Annotated in this window: 20 protein-coding genes and 1 pseudogene; 19 read left to right on the top strand and 2 right to left on the bottom strand. The window is 53.9% G+C overall.

The genetic code is table 11. The features are described 5' to 3' along the window. Positions 1–8: 8 nt before the first annotated feature. Genes GJ1_RS11810 through GJ1_RS11830 form a run of 5 tightly spaced genes read left to right on the top strand, consistent with a single transcriptional unit; the run spans position 9 to position 4716 of the window. A complete protein-coding gene (locus GJ1_RS11810; RefSeq protein WP_044732808.1) occupies positions 9–1013 on the top strand; it encodes an ABC transporter ATP-binding protein in 1005 nt (334 codons plus the stop codon). Further along, on the top strand, positions 985–1962 hold the full coding sequence (locus GJ1_RS11815) for an ABC transporter ATP-binding protein (protein WP_066232645.1): 978 nt from the start codon (positions 985–987) through the stop codon (positions 1960–1962). Before GJ1_RS11810 ends, GJ1_RS11815 begins: the two co-directional genes overlap by 29 nt. A 12-nt stretch (positions 1963–1974) precedes the next feature. Then, the gene (locus GJ1_RS11820) at positions 1975–3579 is read left to right on the top strand and encodes a gamma-glutamyltransferase family protein (RefSeq protein ID WP_066232649.1); all 1605 of its coding nucleotides are present in this window, start codon (positions 1975–1977) and stop codon (positions 3577–3579) included. Between the two features lie 25 nt (positions 3580–3604). Continuing rightward, positions 3605–4186 (top strand): chromate transporter, encoded by a 582-nt coding sequence (locus GJ1_RS11825; RefSeq protein WP_066232652.1) that lies wholly within the window; start codon positions 3605–3607, stop codon positions 4184–4186. Next, positions 4183–4716 carry a chromate transporter gene (locus GJ1_RS11830; RefSeq protein ID WP_066232654.1) on the top strand — a complete coding sequence of 178 codons (534 nt, stop codon included), beginning with the start codon at positions 4183–4185 and terminating at the stop codon, positions 4714–4716. Before GJ1_RS11825 ends, GJ1_RS11830 begins: the two co-directional genes overlap by 4 nt. Before the next feature lie 211 nt (positions 4717–4927). On the opposite strand, the gene GJ1_RS11835 is transcribed toward GJ1_RS11830, so the two are convergent. Then, positions 4928–5434: a BsuPI-related putative proteinase inhibitor gene (locus tag GJ1_RS11835; protein ID WP_066232657.1), complete on the bottom strand. Its 507-nt coding sequence runs from the start codon at positions 5432–5434 to the stop codon at positions 4928–4930. A 309-nt stretch (positions 5435–5743) separates the two neighbouring features. Here GJ1_RS11835 and spoIIID point away from each other — a divergent pair, with 309 nt between their 5' ends. From spoIIID to GJ1_RS11885, 10 genes are all read left to right on the top strand, one after another. Beyond that, complete coding sequence (spoIIID, locus tag GJ1_RS11840; RefSeq protein WP_008880665.1) at positions 5744–6007, top strand: sporulation transcriptional regulator SpoIIID; 264 nt, start codon at positions 5744–5746, stop codon at positions 6005–6007. A gap of 106 nt (positions 6008–6113) precedes the next feature. Beyond that, positions 6114–7115 (top strand): rod shape-determining protein, encoded by a 1002-nt coding sequence (locus tag GJ1_RS11845; RefSeq protein WP_066232662.1) that lies wholly within the window; start codon positions 6114–6116, stop codon positions 7113–7115. A gap of 322 nt (positions 7116–7437) precedes the next feature. Further along, on the top strand, positions 7438–8268 hold the full coding sequence (locus GJ1_RS11850; protein ID WP_066232668.1) for a flagellar hook-basal body protein: 831 nt from the start codon (positions 7438–7440) through the stop codon (positions 8266–8268). A gap of 21 nt (positions 8269–8289) precedes the next feature. Then, a complete protein-coding gene (locus GJ1_RS11855; protein WP_066232670.1) occupies positions 8290–9111 on the top strand; it encodes a flagellar hook-basal body protein in 822 nt (273 codons plus the stop codon). 11 nt (positions 9112–9122) lie between these two features. Then, the gene (locus GJ1_RS11860; protein WP_044737084.1) at positions 9123–9464 is read left to right on the top strand and encodes a DNA-directed RNA polymerase subunit beta; all 342 of its coding nucleotides are present in this window, start codon (positions 9123–9125) and stop codon (positions 9462–9464) included. A 33-nt stretch (positions 9465–9497) separates the two neighbouring features. Then, positions 9498–9935: a 3-hydroxyacyl-ACP dehydratase FabZ gene (gene fabZ, locus GJ1_RS11865; RefSeq protein ID WP_066232672.1), complete on the top strand. Its 438-nt coding sequence runs from the start codon at positions 9498–9500 to the stop codon at positions 9933–9935. A 351-nt stretch (positions 9936–10286) separates the two neighbouring features. Further along, positions 10287–10658, top strand: coding sequence for a hypothetical protein (locus GJ1_RS11870; RefSeq protein WP_066232675.1), 372 nt, complete (start codon positions 10287–10289; stop codon positions 10656–10658). 151 nt (positions 10659–10809) lie between these two features. Continuing rightward, complete coding sequence (locus GJ1_RS11875) at positions 10810–11553, top strand: YveK family protein (protein WP_066232678.1); 744 nt, start codon at positions 10810–10812, stop codon at positions 11551–11553. Next, positions 11543–12241, top strand: coding sequence for a CpsD/CapB family tyrosine-protein kinase (locus tag GJ1_RS11880; protein WP_066232681.1), 699 nt, complete (start codon positions 11543–11545; stop codon positions 12239–12241). The genes GJ1_RS11875 and GJ1_RS11880 overlap by 11 nt, the downstream gene beginning before the upstream one ends. Before the next feature lie 55 nt (positions 12242–12296). Then, complete coding sequence (locus tag GJ1_RS11885; protein ID WP_066232683.1) at positions 12297–13082, top strand: SGNH/GDSL hydrolase family protein; 786 nt, start codon at positions 12297–12299, stop codon at positions 13080–13082. 36 nt (positions 13083–13118) lie between these two features. On the opposite strand, the gene tagU is transcribed toward GJ1_RS11885, so the two are convergent. Beyond that, positions 13119–14060, bottom strand: coding sequence for a polyisoprenyl-teichoic acid--peptidoglycan teichoic acid transferase TagU (tagU, locus tag GJ1_RS11890; RefSeq protein WP_066232684.1), 942 nt, complete (start codon positions 14058–14060; stop codon positions 13119–13121). Between the two features lie 253 nt (positions 14061–14313). Between tagU and GJ1_RS11895 the strand changes: the two genes are divergently transcribed. The 4 genes and pseudogenes from GJ1_RS11895 to GJ1_RS11910 form a co-directional block, all read left to right on the top strand. Further along, positions 14314–15081 (top strand): tyrosine-protein phosphatase, encoded by a 768-nt coding sequence (locus GJ1_RS11895; protein WP_066232688.1) that lies wholly within the window; start codon positions 14314–14316, stop codon positions 15079–15081. Positions 15082–15414: 333 nt separating this feature from the next. Then, positions 15415–16851 carry an AAA family ATPase gene (locus GJ1_RS11900; RefSeq protein WP_066232691.1) on the top strand — a complete coding sequence of 479 codons (1437 nt, stop codon included), beginning with the start codon at positions 15415–15417 and terminating at the stop codon, positions 16849–16851. Positions 16852–16956: 105 nt separating this feature from the next. After that, positions 16957–17637: a hypothetical protein gene (locus GJ1_RS11905; RefSeq protein WP_066232694.1), complete on the top strand. Its 681-nt coding sequence runs from the start codon at positions 16957–16959 to the stop codon at positions 17635–17637. Positions 17638–17778: 141 nt separating this feature from the next. Next, a pseudogene (locus tag GJ1_RS11910) lies at positions 17779–17991 on the top strand (UTP--glucose-1-phosphate uridylyltransferase); the annotation flags it as partial. Positions 17992–18103 lie beyond the last annotated feature (112 nt).

The raw sequence follows: 18103 nt of genomic DNA on the forward strand, positions 1-18103 counted from the left end.
GGGATAGCATGGCTGAAACATTGCTGCGTGTCGAGAACCTTGTCACGACCTTCAGCACGACGGAGGGAAAAGTCTCCGCAGTGCGGGGGGTTTCTTTTTCGGTTCGCAAAGGAGAAACACTCTGCATCGTCGGCGAATCAGGATGTGGAAAAAGCATCACCTCGCTGTCTATTATGAGGTTGCTGCCAAACAACGGAACGATCGAGAGTGGGTCGATTGAGTTCGCCGGCCGCGACTTGGTGAAATTGTCGAAAGAAGAGCTGCGCCGCATCCGCGGCAATGAAATCTCAATGATTTTCCAAGAACCAATGACGGCGCTCAACCCTGTGTTTACAGTTGGTTATCAACTTCGTGAGCCATTGATGCTTCATCAAAAACTGTCGAAACGGGAAGCGCACGAACGAAGCATTGAACTGCTCAAGCAAGTCGGCATCCCGTTTCCGGAAAAGCGGATGAAACAATACCCGCATGAGTTGAGCGGCGGGATGAGGCAGCGTGTCATGATCGCCATGGCGCTTGCCTGCCATCCGAGCTTGCTTATTGCGGATGAACCGACAACTGCTTTGGATGTGACCATTCAGGCGCAAATTTTGGATTTGATCAATGAGTTGAAACAAAAATTGAATATGGCCGTCATTTTGATCACTCATGACATGGGCGTGGTCGCGGAAATGGCGGATCGAGTGATGGTCATGTACGCTGGTGAGAAAGTGGAAGAAGGCGATGTCGAAAGTATTTTCGCCAACCCGCGCCACCCGTACACAAAAGGGTTGTTGAAATCCGTGCCGAGCGTCGATGATGAGGAGTATTCGCTTGAACCGATTCCAGGGACGCTACCGAGCTTGCACGAACGAATTGACGGTTGCCGCTTCCACCCGCGCTGTCCGTTTGCGACCGACCAATGCCGCACGGCGCCGCCGCCAGAGAAAACGATCAGCGCCAGCCATTCTGTCCGTTGCTGGCTAGAGGAGGGAGCCCACAGCCATGAGCCAGTCCAAGCAGCCACTTCTTAAGCTGGAAAACGTCAAAAAATATTACCCAATCAGAGGGGGACTGCTGCGGCGTATCCAAGGCTATGTCAAAGCGGTCGAAAACGTCTCCCTCGATGTGTTTGCCGGGGAAAGCATCGGCATCGTCGGTGAATCGGGATGCGGAAAATCGACGCTCGGCCGAACGATTCTCGGCCTTGAAGAGGCGACGGGTGGCGCCATCTTCTTTCGGGGTGAGGAGATCAGCCGCTTGCCGGAACGGCAACGCAAAAAGTGGAAAAAAGAGATGCAGATGGTGTTCCAAGATCCGTACGCGTCGCTCAACCCTCGCCAACGCATCGGCCATGCCTTGGAAGAAGCGTTTGTCATCCATACGAACATGACAAAGGCTGAACGCGAAGAGCGGGTATTGCAATTGCTTCAAGAAGTCGGGCTTCGCCCAGAACATTACGACCGGTACCCGCATGAATTCAGCGGCGGACAGCGGCAGCGGATTGGCATCGCCCGAGCCATTGCCTTGAATCCGTCGCTCGTTATTTGCGACGAGGCGGTGTCTGCTTTGGACGTATCTGTGCAAGCGCAAATCATTAAGTTATTAAAAGACATTCAAGAAAAGCACGAACTGACGTATTTGTTTATTTCCCACGATTTAGGGGTCGTGCGTCATTTTTGTAATCGTGTGCTTGTCATGTATTTAGGCCATGCAGTGGAGCTGGCTCCGTCGCGGGAGCTGTACGCCAATCCGCTCCATCCATATACAAAAGCATTGCTGTCCGCCATTCCTCGGCCGAAACCGGGCGTGAAGCGGGAGCGCATTCGTCTTGAAGGCGACTTGCCGAACCCGGCCAACCCGCCAAAAGGATGCCCGTTCCATACGCGCTGCCCGGTGGCGACAGAACGATGCAAACAAGAGCGGCCGGAGTGGAAAGAAGCGGCTTCAAGCCATTTCGTCGCTTGCCATGAAGTGAAGTGAGGAGGGGTTGCCATGGACTACCTATACCACCCATACCCATCGCAGCGGATGACGGTGTTTGCCAAAAACGGCGTCGTCGCAACGTCGCAGCCGCTCGCGGCGCAAGCGGGGCTTGATGTGTTGAAAAAAGGCGGCAATGCCATTGATGCGGCGATCGCCGCGGCCGCCTGTTTAACGGTCGTTGAGCCGACATCGAACGGCATCGGCGGCGATGCGTTCGCCCTCGTTTGGACGAACGGGAAGCCGTATGGATTGAACGCAAGCGGCTATGCGCCGAAAGCGATCTCGATTGGAGCGCTCAAAGAGCGCGGCTATACGGAGATGCCGAAATACGGCTTCGCTCCGGTGACCGTTCCGGGGGCGCCGGCGGCGTGGGCGGCGCTGTCCAAGCGCTTTGGCCGCCTGCCGCTTGCGGAAACGCTCGCGCCGGCGATCGCCTATGCGGAAAACGGCTATCCGGTGTCGCCAGTGCTCGGAAAGTACTGGGCTGCGGCGTTCCGTACATACAAAGAAGCGCTTCGTGGGCCGGAGTTCGCCGCCTGGTTTGCAACGTTTGCGCCGGGCGGCCGCGCGCCGAAGATCGGCGAGGTGTGGGCGTCACCGGATCATGCCGCGACGCTTCGCTTGATCGCTGAAACCGAGGCAGAAAGCTTTTACCGCGGCGAGCTGGCGGAAAAAATTGCTGCTTTCTCGAAGCAATACGGCGGCTTTTTGGCGGCGGATGACCTCGCCGAGTACGAGCCGGAATGGGTTGAGCCGATCTCTGTCTCCTACCGCGGCTATGAGGTGTGGGAAATTCCGCCGAACGGTCAAGGGCTTGTGGCCTTAATGGCGTTAAACATCATGAACGGGTTTGACGTGCCAAGTGTCCCGGATGTCGAGACGCACCACCGGCAAATCGAGGCGATGAAGCTTGCCTTTGCCGATGGGAAAGCGTACATCGCCGACCGCCGCTATATGAGCTGCAGCCCAGACGAGCTGTTGTCGGAGTCGTTTGCCGCCGCGCGCCGGGCGCAAATCGGCGAGGAGGCGCTCACACCGGAGCCGGGGACGCCGCCAAAAGGCGGAACGGTCTATTTGGCCGCCGCCGACGGCGAAGGCAATATGGTATCATTCATCCAAAGCAACTATATGGGCTTCGGTTCGGGCCTTGTCGTCCCAGGCACCGGCATCGCCTTGCACAACCGTGGCCATAACTTTGTCTTCGATGAACGCCATCCGAATGGGCTGGCGCCGCGGAAAAAGCCGTATCATACGATCATCCCTGGCTTTTTGACCAAAGGCGGCACGCCGGTCGGTCCGTTCGGCGTCATGGGCGGATTCATGCAGCCGCAAGGGCATTTGCAAGTGATCATGAACACGGTCGATTTTGACTTGAACCCGCAAGCGGCGCTCGATGCGCCACGTTGGCAGTGGATGGAAGGAAAAACGGTGTTGGTGGAGCCGCACTTCCCGCGCCATATCGCCGAAGCGCTCGCCCGCAAAGGGCATGACATCCGTGTGGCGCTTGACGGAGGTCCGTTCGGCCGCGGGCAAATCATTTGGCGCGATCCTGACACCGGCGTGCTCGCCGCCGGGACGGAGCCGCGCACGGACGGTGCAGTCGCCGCTTGGTGAGACTAGCGATAAAGGGATGACTTCGATGAACCAATGGCATTTATTTCTCGCTTTTTTCCGCGTCGGCATGCTTGGGTACGGGGGCGGTCCGTCTTCGATCCCGCTCGTGCGCGCTGAAGTGGTGACGAAATACCGCTGGATGACCGATGAAGAATTCGCGGAGATTTTGGCCATCGCCAACGCCTTGCCTGGCCCGATCGCGACGAAGCTTGCGGGATATATCGGCTATCGCGTCGGCGGCGCACTTGGTTTAGTGAACGCCGTGTTGGCGACGACCGCCCCGACGGTCGTGTTGATGATCGTGCTGTTGGCCGTGCTGTCGTCGTTCAAGGATACGCCGTGGGTCGCCGGGATGACGAAAGCGGTCGTGCCGGTCGTGGCTGTCATGCTCGCCGAGATGACGTGGCAGTTCGCTAAACAGGCGCGCGCCGCCCTCGGCTGGCGGCCGGCCGCCCTGCTCCTTCTTGCCTGCTTTTTGGCCTTGCAGTGGCTCGGCCTCCATCCGGCGCTTGTGGTCGCAGTGTTGCTTGCGGCGGCGTTTGTCGGCCGAAGCAAGCCAAAGGCGGCGGATAGAGACAAAGGCGGAGAAAGGAGGGCGTCGTCATGATCTATTGGCAGCTGTTTCTCGCCTTTTTTTGGCCCGGCATTCTCGGCTACGGCGGCGGCCCGGCTTCCATTCCGCTCATCGAGCACGAAGTCGTTGACCGCTACGGCTGGATGACGGTCAACGAGTTCAGCGAAGTGCTGGCGCTTGGCAACTCTCTTCCCGGCCCCATTGCGACGAAAATGGCCGGCTATATCGGATACGAACAGGCTGGCGTCCTTGGCGCTATTGTCGCAGTGTTTGCCAGCGTCGCTCCGTCGCTTGTTTTGCTGCTGGCGCTCTTGCAACTGTTGTACAAATGGAAAGACGCGCCGCAAGTGAAGCGGCTTACCGCCTATATCCGCCCAGCGATCGCCGTGATGCTTGCAATCATGGCCATCGACTTTTTCCGTGAGTCGTATGAAGGGGCCGGGCTCGGCCAAACGGTGTTTCTTGCCGCCGCCAGCGCCTTTTTGATGTTTGGCAAATGGCGCCTGCACCCGGCGTACGTCATCGCCTTGTCGCTTGTGTACGGGGCTTTCTTTTTGTCGTAATGCAGGGAAAATCCTTTCGGCGCTACAACGGGATGCTTCATCCCTGGGTGAGCATCCCTCTTTTTGTGGCAGTGCGGGCAAAAAAGAACATCGATGCATAAATTCCTGTTGGAAAAGGCCGCAAAAAGCGCTCGGGACAGGAGCGTTTTCCTAATTTAGACGCCGGATGGCGAGCACGGCAACAGCCGCGAAGGCGAAACCGGCAGCGCCTTCACTCGACCGTAAACGTCACTTTCGCTCTTGCATTGGGCCAATTTCGGTCAGCGAGCCACCACTCGAGCGCATACTCTCCTGGCTCCAAGCCGCGGAACGTCTCTTGAAATGACAGTTCTTCCCCCGGCTTTAACGTCCGTTCTTCATAAATCTGTGTAAACATTTTCCCTTCGCTGAACTGCTTCACCTTTTGCCCATCGCGATACAAGATGTAATCGTATTTTTTTCCGCTCGTGAATGTCACCGTTTGCACGCGTTCGGTTTGGTTTTTCACTGTGAATGTAAACACATAGGCGCCGTTTTCCTTCTCATATCTCAATGACGGCTCAAGCGTCCCAGCAATGATTCCTTTTCCCCCCGCTTGGGCCGGTTTGCCCGCCGGAGCGGGGCCAAGCAAATCGTCTTTCGCCTGCGGCCGCTCGCTGCCATTTGTATACATAAACAACGCGATCGCTGTCACTCCGGCCAACGCCGCGATGAGACCGATTGTTTTTCCTTTGCCCATGCATTTGTCCTCCTTTTGCCCTTTATACTTATAGTCGTTTCCCATTTCTCTTTCGTTACAAACCGCAAAAAATTGTGAAAAAACCGTTGTCCGCCTTGATATTTCTGGTATATATGCCCGATTTGTCTAATAAAATGTTACAAATTGAACAGCAATGAGAGTGGTTGAGGTGGGGATCGTTCACAACCGGCAAGCGACGCGATGAAGACGCTTCTAAGACATCCAGCGAAAGCGGCGCTCATCATTGGCAAGACGAGTCTCATTTCACACTTCTCACTTCTCACATCCAACTTAGGGAGGGCGAGTGGTGTGCACGATTACATCAAAGAGCGTACGATCAAGATTGGCAAGTATATCGTGGAGACGAGGAAAACCGTTCGCGTCATCGCGAAAGAATTTGGCGTATCCAAAAGCACCGTGCATAAAGACTTGACCGAGCGGCTGCCGGAAATCAACCCGGAGCTGGCCCAAGAAGTAAAACAAATTCTCGATTACCATAAATCGATCCGCCATTTGCGCGGCGGGGAGGCAACGAAGAAAAAGTATAAAAAGCAGGCAGTGAAAAACAACTGACTTTTTCCTTGCCATCTGCCGTTTGCAGTATCATTCCGGCAAGCAAATATGGTAAAATAAACAATTAGGAATGATTTTAGGGCAGAGGCAAGGAGGAGCAAGTCATATGTTTTCACGAGACATCGGCATTGACCTAGGCACGGCGAACGTCCTCATTTTCGTCAAAGGCAAAGGCATCGTGCTCAATGAGCCGTCCGTCGTGGCGATCGATAAACACACGAACAAAGTGCTGGCAGTCGGCGAAGAAGCACGACGAATGGTCGGACGTACTCCTGGGAATATTGTTGCCATTCGGCCGCTCAAAGACGGCGTCATCGCCGATTTTGACATTACGGAAGCGATGCTGAAACATTTTTTAAGCAAGCTCGACCTAAAAGGCTTTTTCGCCAAACCGCGCATTTTGATTTGTTGCCCGACGAACACGACATCCGTGGAACGGAAAGCGATCAAAGAGGCAGCGGAAAAAAGCGGCGGCAAAAAAGTGTACTTGGAGGAAGAGCCGAAAGTCGCAGCCATTGGCGCCGGAATGGACATTTTTCAGCCGTGCGGAAACATGGTCGTCGATATTGGCGGTGGCACGACCGACGTGGCGGTTCTCTCGATGGGAGACATTGTCACCGCCTCTTCCATTAAAATGGCCGGGGACAAGTTCGACTTGGAAATTTTAAACTACATCAAGCGCGAATATAAGCTGCTTATCGGGGAGCGAACGGCCGAGGAAATCAAAATTAAAGTCGCAACGGTATTCCCAGGCGCACGGTCCGAAGAAATCGACGTCCGCGGCCGCGATCTCGTCACCGGACTGCCGCGCACGATCACCGTCCGGTCGGAGGAGATCGAACGAGCGCTGCGCGAGCCGGTGTCGCTCATTGTACAAGCCGCGAAAAGCGTGCTCGAGCGCACGCCGCCGGAATTGTCGGCGGATATTATCGACCGCGGCGTCATTTTGACAGGGGGCGGGGCACTCTTGCACGGCATCGACTTGCTTTTAGCGGAAGAGTTGAAACTGCCGGTGTTCGTCGCCGAAAACCCGATGGACTGCGTCGCCCTTGGCACCGGGATTATGCTTGAAAACATCGATCGGGCGCCGCAATCGCAGCTGATTTAAAACGCCGGCGGTGAAATGGTGAACGCCCTTCCGCAAGGAGATTGTTCACATTGATCAACCTTATGGAGCCAACTTTTTGGTGCATTCGGGCGCAGACCGCTTTGGAAGAACGTTGTCTTCTCATTGCGTGGTGGAATTCGTCATGAAAGTGGAAACGGCTGCCGCTGGGACAAGCGTTGCGGACAAAAAAGGAACGGCTGGGGATGCCGCGGCTGCCCTCGTCCGCTTATAATGGAAAGGAGCGGAGCGGTTAGCCCGCCTGCCGCCTGCTTGGCAACAAGGAAGGCTTTTCTTTACTGATCGGACAAGCGAGGTGCTGGTCATGCTAAGAGGGTTGTATACCGCCGCGAGCGGCATGTTGGCGCAAGAGCGGCGCGTCGATCTGTTGACGAACAATCTAGCGAACGCCGAAACGCCGGGATACAAAGCTGATGCGGCTGCCATGAGAGCGTTTCCGGAACTGCTGATGGCCCGGTTGGAGAAAGAGCCGATTCCGACCAACCCGCCGCGCGCTGTTCCGTCGCGAACGGCGATTGGACCGCTTAACACGGGCGTATATATGCAAGAGCTCATCCCGAATTTCCGCCAAGGGGATGTGAAAGAAACCGGTTTGGCGACCGATATCGCCCTTGTGGACGGACAAGTCCCCATCGATCCGGCGAGCGGGCAACGCGGCGCGCTGTTTTTTGCCGTCGAAACGGGCGAGGGCGAGGTTCGCTACACGAGAAACGGCCATTTCACCTTGAGCCCGAACGGCTACTTGACGACGCAAGAGGGCTGGTATGTGCTTGATGACAACGGCAGGCGCATTCCGCTTTCAAGCGAGCGGTTTTCTGTTCGCGACGACGGAACGATCATCGATGAGAATGGGACGACCACCCGTCTCGGCGTCGTATTCGCCGCCAACCCGCAAGCGTTGGTGAAGGAAGGAAACGGTTTATTCCGCAGCACGACAGGGCCGTTGCCGCAGGCGCCCGGCAACGCGACGTATACGGTGAAACAGCGTTTTCTTGAGCGATCAAACGTCGACATCGAGCGGACGATGACCGATTTGCTCGCGGCTTACCGCACGTTTGAAGCAAACCAAAAAATCGTCCAAGCGTACGACCGCAGCTTGGATAAGGCCGTCAACGAAGTCGGCCGCCTGAAATGATGACAAAAGGAGGACAAGCCCGTGCTTCGTTCGATGCTCACCGCCGCCAACACGATGAACGCTTTGCAACAGCGGCTCGATACGATCAGCCATAACATCGCCAACAGCAACACCGTCGGCTTTAAACGGCGCGAAGCGAGCTTTGCCGAGCTCTTGACCCAGCAAATCGACCGTCTGCCGAACGACGAAGCGCCCCGGCAAACGCCGGCGGGCGTGCGCTACGGCAACGGGGCGCGCCTCGCTTCGACGATGCTCATCCTCGCACAAGGCGCGCTTGTCGAGACCGGACGCCGCTTGGATTTTGCTTTGACGGCCGAGAACCAATGGTTCCGCGTCCGTCTGACCGATCAAAATGGAGCGGAAACGATCGGCTACACCCGCGCCGGAAACTTTTCGCTTGCGCCCATGAATGGCCAGCTTGCTTTGACGACAAGCGACGGTTTGTTTGTGTTGGATGAAGCCAACGCGCCGATTTTGCTTCCCGCCGATGCGCATGACGTGCAGCTTTCCCCGACCGGGACGTTGACGGCGACCAATGCGGACGGTGCGGTCGTCGCCCGCGTGAATTTGGGCGTCACCAGAATCCGCCGTCCGCAGCTTCTGGAAGCGCGCGGCGGCAACGTCTATGCGCTTCCCAACGTCCTAGGCGCGGCGGAAGAACTGAACGGCAACTTGCGCGGCCAAATCAGCGTGAAGCAAGGCGCCTTGGAACAGTCGAACGTCGACCTTGGCGAGGAAATGGTCGGCCTGATGGCGACAAGCCGAGCGTATCAGCTGAACGCCCGCGCCATTTCCATCTCCGAACAAATGCTCGGGCTGATTAACGGCATGCGCTCCTCATAAGGAGGATCGCTATGAGTGATGAGAGGCATCAAGAACGTATGCACTCGCCGTCTTCGCGGATGGCGAGGCGGAAAGGCCGAGTGAGAAAGAGCCCGCCGGCTCCCGCCGAACCGGAAGCCAAAGCCCTTCCGCCGGAAGGGGAGGCGGCCGCGCCGCGCCGGTTCGTCCGCACCCGGCTCATCCCGATCTGGCTTCGGCTGATCATCGTGATCGTCTTGATGGCCGCAAGCCTCGCCGCCGGCGCGGTCGTCGGCTACAGCGCCATCGGCGATGGGAAGCCGCTCGATGTATTCCGCCCGTCCACGTGGAAGCACATCATCGATATCGTCGAGAAAGGAACGGACCGCGGCTGATTAAGCCGCCAAACGAGAGAAAGGAGTTTGCCCATGCTTGACATCCAGCAAATCCAGTCCATCATCCCGCACCGCTATCCGTTTTTGCTCGTTGATCGCATTCTTGAAATCGAAGAAGGGAAGCGCGCCGTCGGCATCAAAAACGTGAGCGCCAACGAATCGTTCTTCGCCGGCCACTTCCCTGAATACCCGGTCATGCCCGGCGTGTTGATCGTCGAAGCGCTCGCCCAAGTCGGCGCCGTCGTCCTCCTGCAAAGCGAGGAAAACCGCGGCCGCCTCGCCTTTTTCGCCGGCATCGACAACTGCCGCTTCAAACGGCAAGTAAGGCCAGGCGACCAGCTTCGATTGGAAGTGGAAATTCTCCGCGCCCGCGGCGCCATCGGCAAAGGCAAAGGCGTCGCTACCGTCGACGGCGAACTCGCCTGCGAAACCGAGCTCATGTTTGCCTTAGGCGACAAACCGGCTCGTTGAACGCTCTCCCATCTACGCAAACGCTTAGAGGTGAGAGATTCTTGGAACACCTGCCCAGCGGCAGGCTGCCAGCCAAGCCATCCCGTTCGTCCCACGATTCCGCTGTTCCCATTTACGCTGATCGCGTTGAAGTGGGGGTCTTTTACGGTTAGAGATGACAAACAGAACGCGCTCTGTCAAGGGGCGCGTTTCGTTGTTTTTCCTGGCTGGTCCTCAAGCTTGAGTGGATTCCGCGCCGCCTCCTTCCTCGATGGTCAGCGAAGTTGTGCATGAAATGCGCCGTTCTGGGAAAGATAAGCAAGGACCGGCCTTACATAAGGTCACAACAACAAACAGAAAGGAGCAGATAGGATGAAGAAAAAAGCGCTGTTGATCCGGTTGTTCAGCGCCCTTGTCGCCCTCTTTTTAGCGGCTGGATGCAATATGAACCGCGACAACAACAATCCGCCGCCGCCGAACAACAACCAAAACGATGTCAACGATCAAGACATGAACCCGGCCGATGACATCAACCAAAACGATAACGTCGACAACGACAAAGACAATGACGGCATCCCGGACACCCGCGATGCCGATCTGAACGACAACCAAAACAACCAACTCCCGCCGGGAGACGACACGAACAACGGACCGGGCGACGATGAGCGTGACGCAGTTCCAGACCGCGAAGACCCGATTGAAGACCCGCGAGACGCCAACGACAAAGACAACAAAGACGAATAACGCAGACAAAGGCTGCCTTCTAAGGCGGCCTATTTTTGTTTGGCCAAAATTAGTACTGATTTCGGCTAGATATGTCTGTTTATATCCGCTATAATGGGAATGTCCATCGATTGTCGAAAGATGCGGATAGGAGATCATAGGGGGGGACACAATGGAAGAAACGATCAGCTTGCGCGAGCTGTTCGACATATTGCGCAAACGGCTTTGGCTCATTGTCTTGATCACGGCACTGGCCACCGTCGTGAGCGGTGCGGTCAGCTATTTTGTCTTGACGCCGATTTATCAAGCGTCAACGCAAATTCTCGTCAACCAGGCGAAATCGGAGCAGCAGCTTTACAACTTCAACGAAATCCAAACGAACGTGCAGCTCATTAACACGTACAGCGTCATCATCAAAAGCCCGGCGATTTTGGAAAAAGTCAAAAACGAGCTCCGTCTCGACCGGACGCTCGATGAACTAAACGAACAAATTCAGGTGTCAAGCGAGAAAGACTCGCAAGTGTTCTCCGTCACCGTCCAAGACCCAGATCCCGCCATGGCGGCCAAGATCGCCAACAAGACGGCCGAAGTGTTCAAAAACGAAATCGTCAAAATCATGAACATCGACAACGTGACGATTCTTTCCAAAGCGGAAGTGAAAGAACATCAAGCCCCGGTCAAACCGAAGCCGCTTCTCAATATGGCCATCGCCTTTGTCGTCGGTTTGATGACTGGTGTAGGACTTGCCTTCCTGCTTGAGTATTTGGACAACACGATCAAAACGGAAGAGGACGTCGAAAAACATCTTGGTTTGCCGGTGCTTGGTTCGATCAGCATCATATCCCCGCAGGCAGCAAACACGACAAGAACAGCCATGAGTATGCAACGAGCAAGGAGGGAGACCATTGGCCGTTAGTAACCGTAAAAAATTTCAAAAGGCAGAACGAAACTTGATCGCCTTTGATGATCCAAAATCCTCAATTTCCGAACAATACCGGACAATTCGAACGAACATTGAATTTTCTTTCATCGATGAACCGCTGCGGTCACTGATGGTCACCTCTTCCGCTCCATTGGAGGGAAAATCGACAACTGCCGCTAACTTGGCTGTTGTGTTCGCACAACAAGGGAAAAAGGTGTTGCTCGTTGACGCCGATTTGCGCAAACCAACAGTGGATTACACGTTCCGCTTAAACAACTACGCTGGGCTGACAAGTGTGCTGACAAGCGCCTCTTCGCTGTCATCTACCTTGCAAGGGACGGCCGTTGAAAACTTAACGGTATTGACAGCTGGGCCGATCCCGCCAAATCCAGCGGAATTGCTCAGTTCCAGAATAATGGACCGCCTCTTGCACGAACTGCAAGAGATGTACGACCTTGTCCTCTTTGATACTCCACCAGTGTTGGCAGTCACTGATGCGCAAATTTTAGCGAACAAATGTGACGGCACGGTGTTGGTCGTTGCCAGCGGCAAGACAGAAATCGCTGCCGCCGCTAAGGCGAAAGAACTGCTTGAAGCCGCTAATGCGAAACTGGTCGGCGTAGTTTTGAACCAACGAAAGCAACGCGACGGCAGCGGCTATTACTATTATCAATACAAATAACAGACGGCTTCCCCCGCGGGAAGCCGTTTATATAGCCAAGGAGGGGGAGGAACTGTTGAGAAATTTCATTCTCATCCTTTTCGTCGCCGCTGCTTGTCTTGCCTTCATTATAACCGGGCACTTGTACTGGGAACGAAAAATCGACGCCACCGTGCAAGCGGCACGGATGAAAATCGACGCATCGGCCAACCAGGAAGAAGCGCCAAGCCGGGCTGAGGAAATCCTCGACCGCGCTAAGCAGCTGCCAGCGGCCGCGCAAGCCGCCATCAAGAGGGCTGTTGAAGAAAACCGCCCGATCCGCTTCGTCGTCGCTGGCTCGGAATCGACGCCGGAGACGGGCGGCTGGCCTGAATTATTGAAACGAGCGTTAGATGACGCGTATGGGAAAGGGGCGTTCCACATCACTGTCCACGAATACGACGGCTTGACGACCGCCGACGCCGACGAGAAGCGCATCGCCGCCGACTGGGCCAAGGACAAGCCGGATCTTGTCCTGCTTGAACCGTTTTTGTTAAACGACAACGGCGTCGTGACGATCGACGACAGCCTCGCCCATATCAAATCAATCATCAGTCAACTTACATCCGCGGCCCCGGATGCGGCCGTGATCTTGCAGCCGCCGAACCCGATTTACAACGCGACCTACTATCCGCGGCAAGTCGAGCAGCTTGAAGCGTTCGCCAAAGAGAACGGTTATCCTTATATCAACCATTGGCCCGCCTGGCCGGATGCAAACAGCGAGGAACTGAACCGCTACGTCGACCCGCAAACCGACTTGCCGACCGCGGAAGGGGCCAAGCTTTGGGCCGACGCGCTGGCGAAGTACTTTATAACCCAATAAAAAGATGCGCACCCCCCCTCAAGGTGCGCGTCCCGTTTATTTCACCGCCGTCGCCTTCAGCTCCAGATGCTCTTTCAACTCGTTCGAAATCGCCAGCCGTTCGCTTTCCGGCACGATCAAGTAATAAATGCCGTTGATTTTCGTCCCTTGGCCGGTGATGTGGAGCTGTTTGATCTGTTTGCGGGCGTCTTTGTAATTCGCTTGAATATCTTTCATTTCCTCAAACGTCAAGTTCGTCTTCACGTTTTTCCCGATGGCGGCGAGCACGTCGCCGTAGTTCGTTAGCGACGAGAAGCTTGCGCCTTTCTCGATAATCGCCTGAATGATTTGCTTCTGCCGGTCCTGGCGCCCGAAATCGCCGCGCGGATCTTCTTTCCGCATGCGCGAATATTTCAGCGCTTCGTCCCCGTTTAATGTAATCTCGCCTTTCGGGAAGTGCGTTCCTTCATACGTAAAAGCGAATGGATTGTTCACCGTCACCCCGCCGACGGCATCGACGATGTCGCGGAAGCTTTCCATGTTGACCTTAATGTAATAGTCAATCGGGATATCTAAAAAGTGTTCCACCGTCGCCATCGTCATCTCCACTCCGCCAAAGGCGTACGAGTGGTTGATTTTATCTTCCGTCCCTTTTCCGATAATCTCCGTTCTCGTGTCGCGCGGAACGCTGACCATCTCAATCGACTGTTTGTTTGGATTGACTGTCATGACGATCAGCGAGTCCGCACGCCCGCGATCCCCTTTGCGTTCGTCGACACCAATCAACAAAATCGAAATCGGCGTCTTCCGCTCAAATGAAACGTCTTCCTGACGTTTCTTTGACTTCCAGTTTACGTCTTCGTGCATTTGGTTCGCCGTCTGTTTCACATTATGATAAATAGAATAGGCGAATATTCCCGCTCCAGCGAATAGTACAACGAACACTCCCACCATCCAGCGGAGCCATTTTTTCTTCTTTTTTCGACGTTCTGCTCTCATCTTCAACCTTCCTTCGGCTGTAAAATCCATCACTATGATTATAGTTTGTTTTTCCGGAAGAGACAACTAAAAGCAATGTATGAGCATATCAACTTTTGGCCAATCATGTCCGCCAAACTGCCAACAGGCAACAAATGGCGCCAGCAAAAAAGTTTTTTCGACAACAACCGACAAAAAACGCGATTGATATGACGAATCTCCTATGCTATAATTAATGATGTTCAAGATGTTGGAAAATAAGGGGGAGATGGAGATGATCGACATCCATAGCCATATCTTGCCGGGCGTTGATGACGGGGCAAAAACGATGGATGATGCCATTGCCATGGCAAAAGCAGCAGTAGACGAGGGCATTACAACGATCATCGCCACTCCCCATCACCATAACGGGAAATACGATAACCCGTCATCCTCTGTCACCACCGCCGTCCGCCAGTTGAACGCACAGCTTGAACAACACCATATTCCCTTGAAGGTACTTGCAGGGCAGGAAGTCCGCCTTCACGGCGATTTGTTGGACAACTGGGAGAAAGGCGACTTGTTGCCGCTTGGCGAGGAAACGCCGTACATATTGGTGGAATTCCCGTCCGACCATGTTCCGCGCTACGCGAACCAGTTGCTGTTTGAGATGCAGCTGAAAGGACTCACTCCTGTAATCGCCCATCCGGAACGAAACGCTGAAATCATCGAAAAACCAGATCGGCTGTACGAGCTCGTCCAAAAAGGCGTCCTTACCCAAGTGACTGCCGCCAGCGTGGCAGGTTGCTTCGGAAAAAATATCCAGAAGTTTTCAATGCAGTTGATCGAAGCGAACTGGGTGCACTTCATTGCCTCAGATGCTCATAATCTCACAAGCCGTTCTTTCCAAATGCGGGCGGCTTATGACACGATCGACTGCGAATTCGGCATTGATGCCGTCTATTTCTTCCAAGAAAACGCCGAACAGCTCGTTAACGGGCAAACTGTATACCGCGACGAGCCCGTGCGGATCAAAAAGAAAAAGTTTCTCGGCCTCTTTTAGGAAGATGCGCCTAAGCCGGATGGCTAGGCCAACTGTTTTAGGTTTTTGTTGACCTGTTTTTCGGTTTGGTCAACAAAACAGAAACAGCTTCCTTATCTTACTTTATCGGTGATGTCTCCTTACCGTTATCAACGGAGGCACTCGGCCATGCCGTGGGTGGGGACGATGACGGTCTGGCCACCTTAGACGCCCGTCGTCGAGGGTGTGGTGTGAGGGCGGGTTAGATGCCCGGTTTTAGGCATTTTTATGCCCAATCAGTGATTATGGGTGAGCCGTATCGTTTATAATAGAAAGATAGAGGCTTCGTAATTCGTAAAGAGAGGCGATACGCGCATGGAACAAACTTGGGCGTTAAAGGTCGAGCGGTTCGGGAAAATTAGACAAGGAGAAATTGACATTGCCCCGTTGATGTTGTTTATCGGCGACAACAACAGCGGCAAAAGCTATATGATGTCGCTTCTTTGGGGGGTATTGTCCGAAGGGCGCAAACTGTTCCCAAAAGACCCTCCGGCCACTCCGATGTACAAGGAAATCGATCGCTTTCTTGAATCGGCCATCGGCCATGACTGTCTCATCCAGAACCGTGAAGCGCAGCTGTTTGTCCAATGGTTTAATGATGTTCTTCGAAACAAAAAAAGCGAGTTGATCAGAACGATTTTTCGCCGCAAAATTCCGATCGGTTCGTTAAGCATCGAGCGTTACCGTCGCTCTGAACCGTTGCGAATCATCTTCGAAAGGAAAGATTCGCTCCAAGGCACTCGTTTTTCGACGGGGAAGCACTATATTCGCATCCCGTATACGGATCGAAGCAAGGGACAAGCGACCGAGCGGTATCGCATGGCTCAATACATTACGTGGAATTTGCTTATGGATGGGCTCACATCGCCGTTTTACCCGCCATCCAGACAAGGCGGCATCCAAGGGCGGGCCATTGGCGAAGCGCTGTATTTGCCCGCTTCGAGAACAGGATTCATGTTGTCTTATAAGGCGCTGGTGCAAGAGATGATGGAGCGGATGATTACGGAAGAGCATGAGGAATCGTTCCTTGAGTTCACCTTGCCGGTATACCGCTTCTTGCAGGCGTTGTTGCGTTTAGAGGAAAGCGGGCAGTCCAAATATGCGGACATCGGGCGGTTTATTGAAACTCGGATTGCCAACGGGACAATGAACCAAGAAAAGGGCCCGATTCCATCGTTTTACTATTGCCCGCAAGGCAAACAAGAGCGCTTGCCGTTATATGTCACATCGTCGCTTGTGACCGAGCTGTCGCCGCTCATTTTGTTTTTAAAATCGAAAGCAACGTATCGCTCGCTTTTTTTTGAAGAAGCAGAGGCCCATCTGCATCCTCGCGTTCAGCGCATATTAGCGACTGCGCTTGTTAAGCTGGTCAACCGGGGCATGCCGGTATGGTTGACAACCCATAGCGATATTTTGTTCCAGCAGGTGAACAATTTGATCAAACTGCATCAACACCCGAAGAGGGAACAGTTGATGAAAACGTACGGCTATGTGGATGAGGACGCCATTGATCCGAAAAAGGTGAGGGCGTACCAGTTCCGCCTTCAAGGCCAAGACACGATCATCACGCCGCTCATTCCAACGGAAAACGGCTTTCCCGCTGAAACGTTCAACGAGGTCATTTTACAGTTGAATGAAGAGACGTATGCATTCCAGAAATCCAGCTTTGCTTCGGCAACCGGTTGGCAAAACGGTAAAGAAGCTGCCGTATATGGATTGGAACGACCAATGCCTCTCTATTTTGGAAAATGAAGTTCCCCATTACCGCATTCAACTCGATGATTCCGGACAAGGAGAATACATGTTGTAACGTTTCCCTTTTGCGCCATGCTATAATGAAAGCAAGGAGGTGGAGCCATGAGCCAAGAGCTGAAGGAGTTGCTCCGTTCGGTCTTGCAAGAAGAACTGAAGCCGGTCCACGAGCGGCTGGAGCGGTTGGAAGGCACAGTCGGGCACATTCGCCAAGACGTATCGCATCTTCAGCAAGACGTATCACAGCTTCAGAAGGAAGTCACCCAGCTGCAACAAGGCCAACGGACATTAGAAACCACGGTTTCCCAAATTCAAAAAGACGTTGCCCAGTTGCAAGAAGGCCAGAAAGCATTACAGCGGGATGTCGCACGACTGCAAGAAGGGCAACGGGCATTAGAAACCACGGTTTCCCAAATTCAAAAAGACGTTGCCCAGTTGCAAGAAGGCCAGAAAGCATTACAGCGGGATGTCGCACAACTGCAAGAAGGGCAACGGGCATTAGAGACGACGGTTTCCGAAATTCAAAAAGACATCGCTCAGCTACAACAAGGCCAACAAAAATTAGAAAACGAGATGGCCGATGTGAAGCAGACGCAAGAACGAATTCTCGAAGAACTGCGCATTTCGAAAAACAATCAAGCGCTCATTTTGAACGATGTAACGAATATAAGGAAATCCGTCGATGTCACTGTCTCGTACTTGCAACGCAGATCCGATGTGATGTTTGACAAACTGATCGATCACGAAAAAGAAATTTTAAATCTAAAATCACGGATGCCAAATTAAGTCCCAAAAAGGGGCTGTTTTTTATGCCCATATGCATCGGCGCATCGGTGTGCAAAGGCCATGCCGATGCGCGGGGGCATATGAGCCACCAATACATAGGGGGGCATGAGTGAAAAAAGTACGCAAAGCCATTATCCCAGCGGCGAAATCCAGCTCACCGACGCGATCCAAAAACTCAACCAAATCCAGCGCGTCTTCGCCTACGAATTCGAAGGCAAACGCTACGACGTCGGCGAAAAGCTCGGATTTATCAAAACGACGATTGAGTTTGCGTTGCAGCATGAGGAATTAAGAGACGACCTTATTCAATTTATGAAAGAAATATTAAACGATGTGAAGGTGGAAGAGAAATAAGAGGGGGATAAAGAGTTGGCGAAGTCGAATACCGCGCAGGATGCGGTTGTTTCTAATCAGAAAGTAGAATACACTTCCTTTCAAAGTTTAGAAGATACGTCTAAACTATACG

The sequence above is a fragment of the Geobacillus jurassicus NBRC 107829 genome (assembly GCF_001544315.1).
GTDB classification, from domain to species: domain Bacteria; phylum Bacillota; class Bacilli; order Bacillales; family Anoxybacillaceae; genus Geobacillus; species Geobacillus jurassicus.